12 protein-coding genes and 3 pseudogenes are annotated in these 14,181 nt (G+C 63.8%); 6 read left to right on the forward strand and 9 right to left on the reverse strand.

Annotated features, from left to right (window positions below; translation table 11 throughout):
* Positions 1–25: 25 nt before the first annotated feature.
* Positions 26–1,779, forward strand: a pseudogene (locus ACFQH2_RS00775) (glycoside hydrolase family 3 N-terminal domain-containing protein); the annotation flags it as partial.
* A gap of 180 nt (positions 1,780–1,959) precedes the next feature.
* The gene (locus ACFQH2_RS00780; RefSeq protein ID WP_377076953.1) at positions 1,960–2,106 is read left to right on the forward strand and encodes a fibronectin type III-like domain-contianing protein; all 147 of its coding nucleotides are present in this window, start codon (positions 1,960–1,962) and stop codon (positions 2,104–2,106) included.
* A 161-nt stretch (positions 2,107–2,267) separates the two neighbouring features.
* Here the strand turns inward: ACFQH2_RS00780 and ACFQH2_RS00785 are convergent, their stop codons facing one another.
* Positions 2,268–3,752, reverse strand: a complete 1,485-nt coding sequence (locus ACFQH2_RS00785; RefSeq protein WP_377076339.1) for an aldehyde dehydrogenase family protein — start codon at positions 3,750–3,752, stop codon at positions 2,268–2,270.
* Positions 3,753–3,842: 90 nt separating this feature from the next.
* On the opposite strand from ACFQH2_RS00785, the gene ACFQH2_RS00790 reads away from it, so the two are divergent.
* On the forward strand, positions 3,843–4,724 hold the full coding sequence (locus ACFQH2_RS00790) for a dihydrodipicolinate synthase family protein (protein WP_377076340.1): 882 nt from the start codon (positions 3,843–3,845) through the stop codon (positions 4,722–4,724).
* An 86-nt stretch (positions 4,725–4,810) separates the two neighbouring features.
* Here ACFQH2_RS00790 and ACFQH2_RS00795 read toward each other — a convergent pair whose 3' ends face one another.
* Positions 4,811–5,761: an extracellular solute-binding protein gene (locus ACFQH2_RS00795; protein ID WP_377076341.1), complete on the reverse strand. Its 951-nt coding sequence runs from the start codon at positions 5,759–5,761 to the stop codon at positions 4,811–4,813.
* On the opposite strand from ACFQH2_RS00795, the gene ACFQH2_RS00800 reads away from it, so the two are divergent.
* Positions 5,728–5,880, forward strand: a complete 153-nt coding sequence (locus ACFQH2_RS00800; protein ID WP_377077015.1) for a hypothetical protein — start codon at positions 5,728–5,730, stop codon at positions 5,878–5,880. The two genes, ACFQH2_RS00795 and ACFQH2_RS00800, sit on opposite strands and share 34 nt — an antisense overlap.
* Positions 5,881–6,245: 365 nt before the next feature.
* On the opposite strand, the gene ACFQH2_RS00805 is transcribed toward ACFQH2_RS00800, so the two are convergent.
* From ACFQH2_RS00805 to ACFQH2_RS00820, 4 genes are all read right to left on the reverse strand, one after another.
* A complete protein-coding gene (locus ACFQH2_RS00805) occupies positions 6,246–7,175 on the reverse strand; it encodes an Ldh family oxidoreductase (RefSeq protein WP_377076342.1) in 930 nt (309 codons plus the stop codon).
* A 3-nt stretch (positions 7,176–7,178) separates the two neighbouring features.
* Positions 7,179–8,324, reverse strand: coding sequence for a UxaA family hydrolase (locus tag ACFQH2_RS00810; protein ID WP_377076954.1), 1,146 nt, complete (start codon positions 8,322–8,324; stop codon positions 7,179–7,181).
* Positions 8,325–8,353: 29 nt separating this feature from the next.
* A complete protein-coding gene (locus tag ACFQH2_RS00815) occupies positions 8,354–8,659 on the reverse strand; it encodes a UxaA family hydrolase (protein WP_377055899.1) in 306 nt (101 codons plus the stop codon).
* Positions 8,660–8,739: 80 nt separating this feature from the next.
* Positions 8,740–9,744 (reverse strand): YeiH family protein, encoded by a 1,005-nt coding sequence (locus ACFQH2_RS00820; protein ID WP_377076343.1) that lies wholly within the window; start codon positions 9,742–9,744, stop codon positions 8,740–8,742.
* 404 nt (positions 9,745–10,148) lie between these two features.
* Here ACFQH2_RS00820 and ACFQH2_RS00825 point away from each other — a divergent pair, with 404 nt between their 5' ends.
* Both ACFQH2_RS00825 and ACFQH2_RS00830 read left to right on the forward strand, forming a co-directional pair.
* Positions 10,149–11,006 (forward strand): carbohydrate ABC transporter permease, encoded by an 858-nt coding sequence (locus tag ACFQH2_RS00825; RefSeq protein ID WP_377076344.1) that lies wholly within the window; start codon positions 10,149–10,151, stop codon positions 11,004–11,006.
* 1 nt (position 11,007) lies between these two features.
* Positions 11,008–11,877 (forward strand): carbohydrate ABC transporter permease, encoded by an 870-nt coding sequence (locus tag ACFQH2_RS00830; protein WP_377055908.1) that lies wholly within the window; start codon positions 11,008–11,010, stop codon positions 11,875–11,877.
* Between the two features lie 27 nt (positions 11,878–11,904).
* On the opposite strand, the pseudogene ACFQH2_RS00835 reads toward ACFQH2_RS00830, so the two are convergent.
* The 3 genes and pseudogenes from ACFQH2_RS00835 to ACFQH2_RS00845 all read right to left on the reverse strand — a co-directional run bounded on the left by ACFQH2_RS00835 (position 11,905) and on the right by ACFQH2_RS00845 (position 14,040).
* Positions 11,905–12,473 (reverse strand): annotated as a pseudogene (locus tag ACFQH2_RS00835) (NAD(P)-dependent oxidoreductase).
* A 5-nt stretch (positions 12,474–12,478) separates the two neighbouring features.
* A pseudogene (locus ACFQH2_RS00840) lies at positions 12,479–12,865 on the reverse strand (C-terminal binding protein); the annotation flags it as partial.
* Between the two features lie 59 nt (positions 12,866–12,924).
* Positions 12,925–14,040, reverse strand: coding sequence for a mandelate racemase/muconate lactonizing enzyme family protein (locus tag ACFQH2_RS00845; RefSeq protein WP_377076345.1), 1,116 nt, complete (start codon positions 14,038–14,040; stop codon positions 12,925–12,927).
* Between the last annotated feature and the right edge of the window lie 141 nt (positions 14,041–14,181).

Below are 14,181 nucleotides of genomic sequence, written 5' to 3' on the forward strand. Positions count from 1 at the left end.
CCGTGTCGCTGACCTCGTAGAGCGGATGACGCTGGAAGAGAAGGTCGCACAGATCGGGACCGTGCGGATCGGGGCGGTGCTCGAGGACGGAGAGTTCGCGGCGAGAAAGGCCGAGGACGTACTCGGAGACGGCATCGGACGTGTGACCCGCGTCGGCCGCGAGAGTCATCTCCCGCCCGCGGACCTCGCCGAAGTCATCGACGACATCCAGCAGTTCCTGCGTGAGGAGACGCGCCTCGGCATCCCGGCAATCGTCCGCGAGGAGAGCCTGTGTGGCTACGCGGGACGGGGCGGGAGCGTCTTTCCACAGAGTATCGGACTCGCGAGCACGTGGGACCCACAGTTGGTCACGCGAGTCGCGGCGACGACCGCCGAACAGCTATCCGCAATCGGGATCGATCTGACGCTCTCGCCCGTCGCTGATCTCAGTCGCGACCCCCGATGGGGCCGAACTGAGGAGACCTACGGGGAGGACCCGTCTCTGGCTGCGGCGATGACCGCCGCCTATGTCGAGGGGTTACAGGATGCAGGCGACGAGACGGTACACGCCACGCTGAAACATTTCGTCGGCCACGGCGGGGGCGAAGGGGACGGAACAGGGCCTCGGCCGACGTCTCGCCCCGGAAGCTTCGAGAGGGAGCCTGCGTTCCCTTCGAGGCAGGTATACGACAGGCCGACGCCGCTTCGGTGATGGCCGCGTACCACGACATCGACGGGATCCCCTGTCACGCCTCGCATAGCCTGCTGACCGGGCTCTTGCGCGAGGAGTGGGGGTTCGACGGGACTGTTGTCTCGGACGGCCGCGGGATCGATCTCCTGCAGTCGAAGCAGGGGGTCGCCGCCGACAGACAGGAAGCGGCCGCGGTAGCGATCAACGCCGGCATCGACGTCGAACTTCCCGAGCGCGAGTGTTTCGGAGATCCACTGGTGGCCGCGGTCGCAGACGGCGACGTCGAAGAACGCAGGGTAGAGCAGGCGGTGAGTCGTCATCTCCACCAGAAGGAGACGTTGGGACTGCTCGATCCGCCCCCTGCCGACAGCCACGACCTCGATGTCTTCGAGGCCACTGGAGCGGCGACTGGTGCTCACGCCCGGTCCGTCGCACGCGAGGCCGCCACGGAATCGCTCGTGCTGTTACAGAACGACGGGCTACTGCCGCTCGACGAGGGGACCGACACCCTCGCCGTCCTCGGGCCGAACGCCGATGCCCCGCGCCATCTGCTCGGCAACTACGCCTATGCGGCCGCCGAATCGCGCGATAGCGGCGTCGAGGTCGTCACACCGCTCGATGGGATCCGCAAGGTCGTCCCCGACGAGACAACGATCAGCCACGTCAGAGGCTGTGACGTCAGGGATCGGACTGATTCCGAGATCGAAGAGGCGGTACGTACGGCCGACGACGCCGAGATAGCGGTCCTCTTTCTGGGCGGGTCCTCGGGGATCGATGTCGAGCGGGAGACGACCGCGACCGCGGGCGAAGGCCTCGACCGGGCGGATCTGGGGCTCCCCGGCCGACAGGACGAACTCGTCCGGGCCGTACACGAAACCGGGACGCCGGTCGTCGTCGTCCTCGTCAACGGACGCCCGCTCGCGACCGAGTGGATCGCCGAGAACGTCGGGGCGGTCGTCGAGGCCTGGCTTCCCGGCGAGGAGGGCGGCCGGGCGATTGCGGACGTCCTGTTCGGCCGGGAGACCCCCGGCGGGAGGCTCCCAGTCTCGATCCCGCGGTCGGTCGGCCAGTTGCCGGTCCACTACAATCGCAAGCCCCCAAGCGCCGACTACGAGTACGTGTTCGGCGACGCCAAGCCGCTCTACCCGTTCGGCCACGGCGAAAGCTACACCGAGCTCCGGTATCGCGAGCTGTCGATTACGCCATCGTCGGTCGCCGCCGGCGACCGCGTCACCGTCGAGGTGACGGTCGAGAACGTCGGTGATCGACCGGGTGCGGCAGTCCCACAGGTGTACGCACGGGACGTCGTCGCGAGCCGGATCCGACCGGCCAGACAGCTCGTCGGGTTCGAGCGGGTCCAACTCGCCCCGGGGGAGGCAAAGACGGTGGCGTTCGCCGTGCCGACCGAACAGCTGCCCTGTACGACCGGGAGCTGATCCCCGTCATCGAACCGGGGACAGTCGAGATACGGGTCGGACCGTCCGCGGCGAAGACCGCACTCGCCCGGGAGTTCGATATCGTCGGCGAGCGGCGCGTCGACACGCGCGCAAAATTCACGGAGACGTCGGTCCGATAGCAGTGGGGCCGGGATCGACTCTCAGGCGTTCTTGCCGCTGTGGAAGCCGACGAGTTTCTCCCGGGAGAAGTGATCGAGCGCGTACTTGATGCCCTCTTTGCCCATGCCACTGTCTTTGAAGCCGCCGTAGGGCATGTGATCGGCGCGGAACCCGCTGACGGTGTTGACGTTCACGCCCCCGGCGTCGATCCGATCCGCCGCGCGTTTCGCCCGGTCGATATCCTGCGTAAAGATTCCGGCTTCGAGACCGTACTCGGTGTTGTTGGCCTCTTCGAGCGCTTCCTCGAAATCGGAGACGCTGATGACGGGGACGAGCGGGCCGAACACCTCCTCGCTGGCGGCCGGCATCTCCGGTGTGACGCCCGAGAGAACGGTTGGCTCGAAATGACGGCCATCGTACTCGCCGCCGCACTCGACGGTTGCGCCTGCCTCGACCGTCTCCTCGAAGATCCGCTTTACCTTCTCGGCCGCACCGTCGTCGATGAGGGCGGAGATACTCGTCTCCTCGTCGAACGGATCACCGAAAGTGAGCGCTTCGGTGTGCTCGACCATCGCGTCGACGAGTTCCTCCTCGATGGAGTCGTGGACGATCACGCGCTCGACGCTGTTACAGACCTGGCCGGCGTTCGAGCACGCGCCGCCGACGACCTGTGCGGCGGCCGAGTCGATATCGGCGTCGTCCCAGACGATGGTGGGGTCGTTGCCGCCGAGTTCCAGCGTGAGCTCTTTCATCCCGCTGTTGTTTGCGATGTACTTGCCGACACCGGTACTGCCGGTAAAGGAGATGGCCTCGACCTCGTCGCTGTCCAGAAACACGTCGCCGATGGTGCTCCCCTTCCCAGTAACGACGTTGACCAGTCCGTCCGGGGCGTCGAGTTCGGTGGCCGCCTGATCCAGATACTGGAACAGTTTGATCGAGACCAGCGGCGTGTTCGACGCTGGCTTCCCGACGACAGCGTTGCCCGCGGCCAGCGCGGGGGCGACCTTGTGTACCATCAGGTTCAGCGGGAAGTTGAACGGCGTGATTGCGGCGACCACACCCAGTGGCTCTCGCTGGGTAAACGCGTGCGTCCGAGCGAACCCCTTCTGGGCGTCCATCGGGACGTACTCGCCGAACATCCGTTTTGCCTCCTCACCGGAAAGTCGGAGCGTCTGGATCGCCCGGTCGACCTCGCCGCGAGATTCGGTGATCGGTTTCCCCTGTTCGGCCGTCATCAGCCGCGCCATCGCTTCGGCTTCCTCTTCGAGCAACTCCGCGGTCCGGTAGAGCAGTTCGTACCGCTGATAGGCGGAGAGGTCCGACGCTTCGACGGCGCGATGGGCCGCCTGGACCGCCGCTTCGGCCTGTTCTGTGCTTGCGACCGGTACGGAGCCGACTTTGTCGCCGTCGTACGGATGCAGAACGTCCGTGCGTTCGTCAGCATCGACCCACTCCCCATCGATCAGTATACGCTCGTCGTGAAGTTCGATCTCGACGCTCATGAGTTTCGTTAACACGGTTGTCACCGATTTCTCATAAACGTTTGTATCAGTGACCGGTATCATCCCCCGGGTTGAACACAAACGTTTTTATCTCAGATATACAAGCATCCATTCATGCGACTTGAGGGGACAGTCTGTCCCATGCCGACCCCGACGACTGGCAGGGACATCGATACCGATGCACTGGCGGAGTACACGAGCTATCTGATCAACGGCGGTGTCCACGGTCTCTTTCCCTGTGGCTCGATCGGAGAGTTCCCCAGTCTCACACGGGCACAGCGGTCGAACGTGCTGGAAACCGTCGTCGACAGCGCGGACGACGTCCCCGTGTTGGCCGGTTGTGGGCACACCAGCGCGGGCGACGTCGCTGAGCACATTCGAGACGCCGACGCCGCGGGCGTCGATGCCGCAGTCGTCGTGACGCCGTACTACCTGAGTACGACGCAGGACGGGTTACAGCGCTTCTTCGAGACCATCGCGGACGACAGTTCGTTACCGATCGTACTGTACAACATCCCAGCCCTGACCGGTGAAGAGCTCTCGGTCGACCTCGTCTCGACGATGGCCGAGCATCCGAACGTCGTCGGTCTCAAAGATACCTCGGGAGATCTGACCTTTCTCTACGACGTCATCGAAACGACGCCATCCGACTTCGACGTCTTCCAGGGGGCCTCGAGCTGCCATAGCATCGCTCGAACTCGGTGCAAGCGGGTTGATCGCTGGGCCAGCAAACGTCTTCCCCGGCCAGTCGCACAGCTGTACGACAGCTATCGCCACAGCGACTACGACCATGCACGACAGTTGATGAACAGCGTCGTCAACCCCGTCGTGAGTACGATGAACGACATCCCGACCGCCGCGGCGATGAAACATCTCGTCCGCCGCAGCGGGATCGATATCGGCACGCCGCTTCCACCGCTCCCCCAACTCGACGACGCACAGCGAGAACGGCTCGATCACTGTTACGACTCCGTGCTGGCGTCGGTGACGGTGTAGTTCGGGGCCGACGCTACGGGGCTTTATGAGAGCCATTAAAAATACTGCAGTAACAGATCGTCCGCCGAAACGAACGACCGGGGTGCTCAGGCTTCGTCGATCTGATCTTCGATCTCGGACTGAGCGTCGTCGAGCGCCTCCTGCGGCGTCTTGCTCTGGACCAGCGCGTTGTTGGCCTGCGTGAACACGATTTCGGAGAACGTCGGGTAGTCCGCGAGCCCCGGACGTGCGTTAGTTCGACCGAGAATGTCCTCGAACAGCGTCAGTTCCTCGAACTCGTTCCGAATCTCCTCGTTCTCGTACACTTCCTGCCGGACCGGGAGACGGCTGTGCTCCTGGGCGAGACGCTCTTGGATCTCGAGCGAGCTAAACGTCGCAAACTGCTGTGCGAGCTCCGCGTTCTGCGCGTTGGCGTTGATAAAGAGGTTCCAACCGCCGAGACAGGAGTTCTGCGCGTCGGGGTTGTCCTCGGAGGTCGGCAACGGTGCGACGGTGAAATTATCCTGCACGCTCGAACCGTCCTCGTTCATCAGCGCGACCGCGTAGGGCCAGTTACGCATGAACAGCGTGTTGCCCTGCTGGAACGTCTCGCGGTTCTCGTCCGTCGAACTCGATGGCATAAACTCCGGCGTGATTTCGTACTCGTGGATGAGGTCGACCGCGTGCTGGAGCGCAGCGACGCCCTCCTCGTTGTTGACGGTGACGCTGTCGCCGTCGTAGACCTCACCGCCCATGCCCCAGACCCAGTTGAGCCACATGATCGTGAGGCCCTCGTTGGTGCCACCCTGCCAGATGTAGCCGTTTTCGATCTCGTCGTCCTGGTCAAGGATGTCCTGGGCCATAGTGACGAGTTCCATGAACGTCTCGGGCGGGCCATCGTAGCCGTACTCCTCAGCTTGTCCGTCCGGTAGTACAGAGCGTTGGCGTCGGTATGGAGCGGCATCCCGTACATCGACCCGTCGATGGTCATCGCATCGACCGGCGTCTGGAGCATATTGTCGGTGTGACCCTCCGGATCCTCCATCTCGGCCGCCCACCCGTTGCTGGCGAACTCGCCGGGCCAGATGATGTCCATATTACCGATGTCGAAATCCCCCGACTCGGCGACGAACTGGTTGACGTAGTACTCCCGCGTCGAGGTGGCATCTCCCGGTGAGGACTGCGTCGACACCGAAACGTCCTCTTGCTCCTCGAACATCGGGACGATATCCTCCGCGTCAGCCCCGAAGTAGCTCGGATGGACGTAGTTCAGATCGGTGCCGTCGTCGTCGCCACCGAGACAGCCCGCCATCGCTGCCATACTCCCGAGTGCCGTTGCTTTCATAAACTGCCGTCTCTGTTTGTCAGGCATACACTCACATACTTTGCATATATCCTTAATAATCTTTTCTATTGTTCCCTTTCTGACCATTGGAAAACAAAGCGTCGCGGCTCGGGACAGACGCCCAGCGCGTCTCGCCCGCTAGTTCGAGCGCCTCCTCCCAGAGGTCAGACCCTACCTCGATCGTCTCAGTTCGTTCCTCACGAACCGATCTCTCGCCGGGAAGCCTGATCTCGTCGACGTCGACCGCCCGTTCGATCCGCTTGAGCGAGGCCAGAAACGCGTTCGTCTCCGATTCTGAACGATCCGCCCGCGGTGGCATCAGGATCGATCACCACGAACAGATCGCCTTTCGTGCATGGCTCCTCGGTGTGGTAGGTGCCAGTGACGTCCTCTCCCATAGCCGCTCCGACGAGACCACCGGCGAGTACTTCGACGGCGATTGCCAGCCCGGAGCCCTTCGGCCCGCCAAACGGCAGGATCGTCCCGTCCAGCGCGGCCTCGGGATCGGTGGTCGGTTGCCCCCTGGCGTCGAGCGCGATGCCCTCGGGGATCTCTTCGCCCTGTTCGGCGGCCTCGTTGATTGACCCGCGTGCGATCGCTGACGTGCTCATATCGAGGTTGAACGGCGGATCGGTCGGTAGCCCGATCGCGATCGGGTTCGTCCCGAGGACCGGTTCCGCGCCGCCGTGGGGCGGCATCGCTGGCTCCGTATTCGTCATCGCGATGCCGACGTAGCCCGCCTCGCGGATCTCGTTCGTGTAGTAGCCGAGCATCCCGAGGTGGGTCGAGTTTCGGACCCCGACCAGCCCCACACCGTACTCTTCGGCCCGCTCTATCGCCTCGGCGATCGCGTGCTGGGCAACGGCAGGGCCCAGTCGCGCGCCGCCGTCGATCGTACTCGCGGCACCCGCGTCGGTGGCAATCTCGATCGACCCCTCCGGATCGACGTTCCCGTGTTCGACCCCGCGGAGATATCGGGGAAGCCGGATCAGTCCGTGCGAGGACTTCCCGCGTGCCTCTGCAGTGACGAGCATCTCCGCCGTCGTCACGGCATCACACTCTCGGATGCCGTGGTCCCGAAAGGCCGCTGCGGCCACCTCACGGGCGCGGTCTCTATCGATCTCCATCGATCACGTGGAGGGGCCGATCCGGTGGATAGCGAACTGGCTCTCGCCGAGCACCTCGCTCAGCGTCTGTTTGCCGTTGACGACATCCAGGATCTCGTCCCAGAGTTCGTCGGTCGCCCAGTCGATCGAGGCGTCGCCGACCAGCGCCTCGCTGACGTCGACATCGGTCTCCTCGGGGACGCGCTCTGCGCTCCCGGGGTTGCCCGTGATCTTGATCGTCGGCATGACGGCATTCGAGAGGGTATGACCCTGCCCGGTCGAGATGATCATGAAGTGTGCGCCGCCCGCGCCGATCCCGGTAACGGATTCAGCACCGTGGCCCGGAGTATCCATGATATACATCCCGCTTTCGTCAGGGATCTTCTCGGCGTAATCCACCAGATCCTGGATCGGCCCGTCACCGGACTTGACGAGCGCGCCCAGCGCCTTCTCCTCGATTGTCGTCAGTCCACCGTCCATGTTGTCCGGCGTTGGCTGTGCGCCACGGACGTCGTAGCCGGTCTCCTGTAGCCGCTGTTCCCAGTCCTCGACGTAGTCGAGAATCTTCTGTGCGACCTCGTCGTTGACCGCCCGCTCTGCGAGGTCCTCCTCGCCGCCGAAGAACTCCGGCGTCTCCGCGAAGACGGCGCAGCCGCCCTGATCGATGAGTCGCCAGGCCGCACCGGCGGTCGCCTTGTGCTGGCAGAGACCGCTGGTCGTGTCGGACGTTGCACAGTTGATCCCGAACGTGAGATTCGAGAGGTCGTGTGGCTGGCGGCGCTGAGCGCTGGCGTCCTGTACCATCTCCTGTGCGGCGTTGACGGTCGCTTTGAGCCCGTTCATCACGCCCTGCTCGTCGTGGATGTTGATGCTCGCGCTCGGACGGCCCGTCTCGCCGATATCGCCCGCCAGTTCGTCGCCGTCGACGATTTCGCCGGCATGTGCAACGACGACTGCGCCGTAGGTGTTCGGATGCGTCCCGTAGCCCAGCAGGGTTCGGTACGTCTGGAACACGTCAGGCTTGGTCTGGCATCGCCCAAGCGGATGCGTGATCGGAATGGCGTCGTCGACGATATCCGCGGCCCGTTTCACCGTGTCGTTGGCGTACGGTGCCGTCGCGATGATCGGGACGAAGTTTGAATGCCGATACTCCCGTCGTCTCGTTCGTATCCAAGGAAGTCAGTCATGATCGATCTGAGTCAGTCGCCGCTCGCAGCGAGGTCGCCACGGCCGTAGTTGCTCTCCACGTTGTGAACGTGGACCCATTCTCCGGCATCGATATCTTCCGACGCCTGGCCGATGCTCAGCCCATACTTGATGATCGTCTCGCCGCGCGAGATCTCTTCGAGCGCGATCTTGTGACCGAACCGAACGTCTTCGAGCACGTCGACGACGACCTCGTCGTCACCGACGTCGACGGTCACTGTTTCGCCCTCGCTCACCTCGCGGATGGCTGTGGCGACATTGTCCTCTGGTTCGACTGCTACGATGTGGGAGTCACCCATAGAAGAACAGGCCGACTCGGAGGTAAAATAGCTTGCTATACCGGCGGTTTCGTGACCGTTCGGTCGATATCGGCCACAGATCAGCCGACGACGGTGAGCAACCCGGCCAGCGAGACCACACTCACGGTCGCGAACGCGAGCAACACCACGAGCACCGGCCGAACGCCAGCGCACCGAAGCTTCTGCAGTTCGAGGTCGGTTCCGAGGCCGACGAACGCGAGGAGGAACAGCCAGCCGTAGGCAGTCTCCATCGACGCCAGCTGGCCCGCGGAGAACACGCCCGCACTGGCGATCAGCGCCAGTGCCAGAAAGCCAAGCACGAACTTCGGGAACCGGTCCCAGAGTTCGCGCCACTGGACGGACGAGGAGCCGTCCGTGTCCATTCGCCGCCGTGCGTAGTAGGTCGCGTAGCCGACCGCGACGACGCCGATCAGTGCGTTCCGGGTCAGTTTCGTCACCGTTGCCCACTGGCCGGCGGCGCTCGAGTGCTCGAAGCCGACAGCGACGACCGGCCCGGTACTGAACATGCTCAGTCCGGCCCACATCCCGAACACCTGTGCAGGGAGTTCCAGCACCCGGCCGATCACCGGGTACGCCAGCAGCGTGATGGCGTCGAACAGCAGGACTGTCGCGGCGGCGTAGGCGAGGTGTTCTTCCTTGGCCTCGATGCTACCGGCGACCGCGACGACCGCGGAGACCCCACAGATGCTGGATCCTGCGGCCAGCAACGAGCCGAGTCGCTCGCCGAGACCGAAGACGCCTCGCGCAAGCGCTTCGACGTAGACGAGCGTGAACAGGGTGACCGCGAGGACGGAGACCACGACGACGGCCCCGCTCTCGACGATGGTATCGAGCGCGAGCGACGCGCCCATCAGGACGATACCCGCACCCAGCCAGAGGTTGTGCGTCCGAACGCCTCGACGCATCCACGTCGGGATGCCGACGGCATTCGTGAGAACCACACCGATTACGATTGCGACCAGCAGTTCGTTGACCCCGGGGACTCGCGCACCGGCGACGCGAGCGAGGCCAGCGCCGACGACTAACAGCGAGAGGCCAGGGATGTATTCCCGGGCCGTGCGCACCAGAGAGAGCTCGTCAGACACGGTCTCACTTCAGAACCGGGGATGTCGACGCCGACGACGAGCGCAACGATTCCAACCGCGCAGACGACGCTCTGCCAGTCGGTATCGAGGGCTGCCAGCGACGGACGGTCGGTTCGATAACGGACCGGCGAACACTCCCGAAACGGCTTCTGTCAGCGGACATGCGTTGTGTTTGTCGTCACCTCGCCGGGATATTTAAACGTCTCGACCCAGCGCTCACAGCAGTCTTCGATGCCCGTAGATTTATGTGCGCGGTCAAGCATTGCATGTGTATAGATGGCAGTCGACACGCCAGAAAAGTCAGGGAGGGCTCTCGCCTGGCGAACAGCGCCTTACAGTCGAGGTACCGACGATACAGACAGTTCCGCTTCTCCGACGGAGAGATGGCAGCCCTGTTGCTCGCTCCGGTTCTCACCTATCTGTTCGTGATCTCTTACTACCCGATCATCGACACGGTATGGACGAGTCTCCATCAGGGGAGCGTACTGCCGACGGCTGAACAACAGTTCGTCGGGCTAGAGAACTACGCCACGGTCCTGCAGAGTTCCTCGTTCTGGAACTCGTTTACCGTCACGATGATCTACACGTTTGGGAGCGTGCCCATCGAGATGGTGATCGGTCTGGGACTCGCGCTCCTGGTCAATCGCGGGTTCAGAGGCAAGTATATCGCCCAGGCGGCGATCCTGTTCCCGTGGGCGCTCCCGACGATCATCAACGCCCGGATCTGGGCGTGGCTGTTCCACGGCGAGTACGGTGTCATCAACGACCTGCTCATCCGGGTCGGCATCCTCGAATCGGCCTACCCGTTCCTGTCGGACCCACAGGTCGCTCTGGGGTCGATGCTGTTCGTGACTATCTGGAAGACGAGTTCGTTCGTCGCCCTGATCCTGCTGGCCGGACTCGCGAGCATCCCCGACAACCTGTACGAAGCGGCACGGATCGACGGCGCGAACAAGATCAAGCAGTTCTGGTACGTCACGCTACCGCTGCTCAAACCCGTGATCCTCGTCGCGCTGATCTTCCGCACCCTGCCCGCGTTTCAGGCGTTCGGACTACCGTACGGACTGACCGGCGGCGGGCCGGGCGAGTCGACGACGACGCTCGTTCTGTGGGCGCACAGTCAGACATTCACCCGACTGCAGTTCGGTGAGGGCGCTGCCGCGGCGACGATCATCACGCTCATCGCGATGGTGATATGTGTAATCTACGTCGTGACGCTGTACGAACCGGAGGTGAGATAGTATGAGCATCGACACTGAGGACCGATCGCTGTTCGAGCGCTACAACCCCCAGCGGATCGGCGAGCTACTGGGCTTTTACGGCTCGATTGCCGTGCTCTGTCTGGTCTCGTTCTTCCCGATCATCTGGATACTGATCACCTCGGTCAAGCCGGCATCGGAGATCATCACGTTCCCCGTAGAGTACATCCCGCGAAGCCTCACCCTCGACAACTACGTCGTCGCGCTCGAACAGGCACCGTTCGCCCGATATCTGTTCAACAGTTTCATCGTCGCCTCGGGGACCGCAATCGTCTGCGTCGTCTTCGGGTCGATGGCGGGCTACGCGCTCTCGCGGCTGGACTTCGAGTACAAACTCCACGTGCTGATGATCGTGCTGGTCTCCGCGATGTTGCCCTTCTTCGGGCGACTGATCCCGCTATTCGATCTGGCGCGTTCGACCGGCTTCCTGAACAGCTATCTCGGGCTGATCATCCCCTACTCGGCGTTTCAGCTCCCCTTCGCTATCTGGATCTTCCAGGCGTACTTCAAGGAGCTACCGGATTCGCTGGAGGAGGCCGGACTGATCGATGGGCTCTCACACATCGGCGTCCTCTTCCGGATCATCCTGCCCGTCTCGGCACCCGCGATGGCGACGACGGCGATCATCGTCTTCATCTACGCCTGGAACGAGTTCCTGTTCGCGCTGACGTTCATGACCGAGGACTCGATGCGGACGATCACCGTCGGCATCGCGCTCTACCAGGGCGAGTACACGTACCCGTGGGCGACGATCTCCGCCGCCGTGTTCATGTCGATCGTCCCGCTGCTCCTGTTGATGCTGGTGTTCCAGCGGAAGATCGTCGAAGGACTGACCTCGGTCGGAAAGGCGTAATCCCAGTTTTTCGCGGCCCGCTTTCCGTTACAACTCGTTGACGACGTTCTCCGGGCGCTCGCCGGTGAGCCCCGCCCGAACGTTCTCGGCCGCCCGGCGGCGTCGCTCGGCGTTGGCCTCCTCGGAGTACCACCCGACGTGTGGCGTCGCGACGACGCGCTCGTGTGTGCGGAGCGGATCGTCGGCGGCGGGCGGTTCCTCCGGAAAGACGTCGAGCCCTGCGCCCCTGATCTCCCCGTCGTCAGCGCCGCCCGGAGCGCGTCGCCGTCGACGATGGGGCCGCGGGCGACGTTGACGAGGACGGCACCGTCGTTCATCCGCTCGAAGGCGGCGTCGTCGAACATCCCGCGCGTCGCCTCGACCAGCGGCGAGTGGATCGTCACGGCGTCCGATCGATCGAGGAGCGTCTCGAACTCGACGAGGTCGGCACCGTGGTCGGCCGCCGTCTCGGCGTCGACGTACGGATCGCTCGCCACGATATCGAAGCCGAGCGCCCCCGCCCGGTCGGCGACGGCCCGCCCGATTGCGCCGAACCCGACGACCCCGAGCGTCTGCGTGGAGAGTCGGTGGATCGGCGCGGCGACCCTCGCTCCCACTCGCCCGCGGCAACGGAGTCGTTGTAGCGAGCGAGGCCGCGGTACAGCGCGAGGAGCAGAGAGAGCGCGTGTGTCGCTACCTCCTCCTGGCAGTAGTCGGGGACGTTCGTCACGTAGATCCCCGCCTCGGTCGCCGCCTCGCTATCGACGTTGTCGACGCCGATGCCGTAGCGCGCGACGATCCGGCAGCCGTCGAGTCGGCTGATCAGGTCGCCATCGATCTCGTATCGCAGATTGAGGATCGCGTCGGCATCGACCAGGTCCGCGTCGATGTCTTCGGTGTCGAGGTCGCCGCCAGCGTCGCGCACGTCGGCGATATCACCCAGTACGTCCCGCTCGATCGAGAGGTCGGCGAAGTCGTGGTCGCTAACCACCACAGTGTGCTTCGTCATACACTCTCAGGGAGCGTGATTAGCTCAAAAAAGCTATCGGTCGGTTACCCGAGGAGGAGTCAGATGATCAGGTCCGAGCCGTCGGTGAGGTATCGCTCGGCGAGGTCGCGGTCGATCTCGACGCCGAGACCGGGGCCCTCGGGGACGTCGATGTAGCCGTCCTCGAGGATCGGACCGTCGCCATGTGTGCGCTTTGCGAAGTCGTTCCACCACGGCACGTCCCGAGAGTGCCACTCCATACAGAGGAAGTTCGGCACCGCCGCCGAGAGATGTGCGCCCGCAACCGTCCCGAGCGGACTGGAGATGTTGTGCGAAGCGATCGGGATGCCGTAGAGATCACAGATCGTGGCGATCTTTTTCATCTCGCCGAGGCCGCCACACTTGTTGACGTCGGGGGCGGCGATGTCCAGCGCTCCCTCACTGGCGTACGTGTTGAACTGGGCCGGGGTCACGAGGTTCTCGCCCGTCAGGACGGGGAGATCGAGCGCCTCGGTGACGCGACGCTGGGCATCGAGTTTCTCCGGCGGCACGGGGTCTTCGAGCCACGCGAGATCGTACGGTTCGAGCTTTTTGCCCAGGCGGATCGCGGTCTCCGTGGTGAAGTTCCAGTGGAGATCCATGCCGAGGTCGATGTCGTATCCGATCTCGTCGCGGACGGCCTCGACCAGCGAGACCTTGTGCTCGATTGCCTCGTTGTCCATCCGTCGGTTCGCCTCGTCGTACTCGGCGTGGGTCGGCACGTCGAGGTCGAACTTGAGCGCGTCGAACCCCTCGTCGACGACCTCGCGGGCGGCACGAGCGTACGATTCGGGGGTGTAGACCTCCTTCGGGTCGTGTGCACCGGCCTCGCCGAGTGACTCCCCGCCGTGGGTGTCACAGTATATCTTGATCTCGTCTCTGTACTTGCCGCCCAGCAGTTCGTACACCGGTACGTCGAGCAGTTTGCCTTTGATGTCGTAACAGGCAGTCTCGATGGCGGTGAACGCCGCCTGTCCGATCCGGCCACAACCGGTGTAGCGCTGTCTGAGCAGTTCGACGATCCGGTCGGTATCGAGGGGTTCTCGCCCGCGAGGTCGACGTCCATCCGCCCGGCCATATCCAGCGCCGCCTCTGCGCGAAAGGTCTCCCCGAGGCCGTAGTGCTCGGTGTTCGTCTCGACTTTGACGATTCCCCACGTGAAGTTGCCCGCGATCGCCATCGTCTTGACATCGGTGATCTCGATATCCCGGTCCGGCGGTCGGTGCGTCTCGTCGACACCCATATCGCGCCACGGGACGCCCCCGCCCTGCGGAATACGGTAGTCTGGTTCGTCGGTC

Source organism: Natronoarchaeum sp. GCM10025703 (genome assembly GCF_042661985.1).
GTDB lineage: Archaea > Halobacteriota > Halobacteria > Halobacteriales > Natronoarchaeaceae > Natranaeroarchaeum.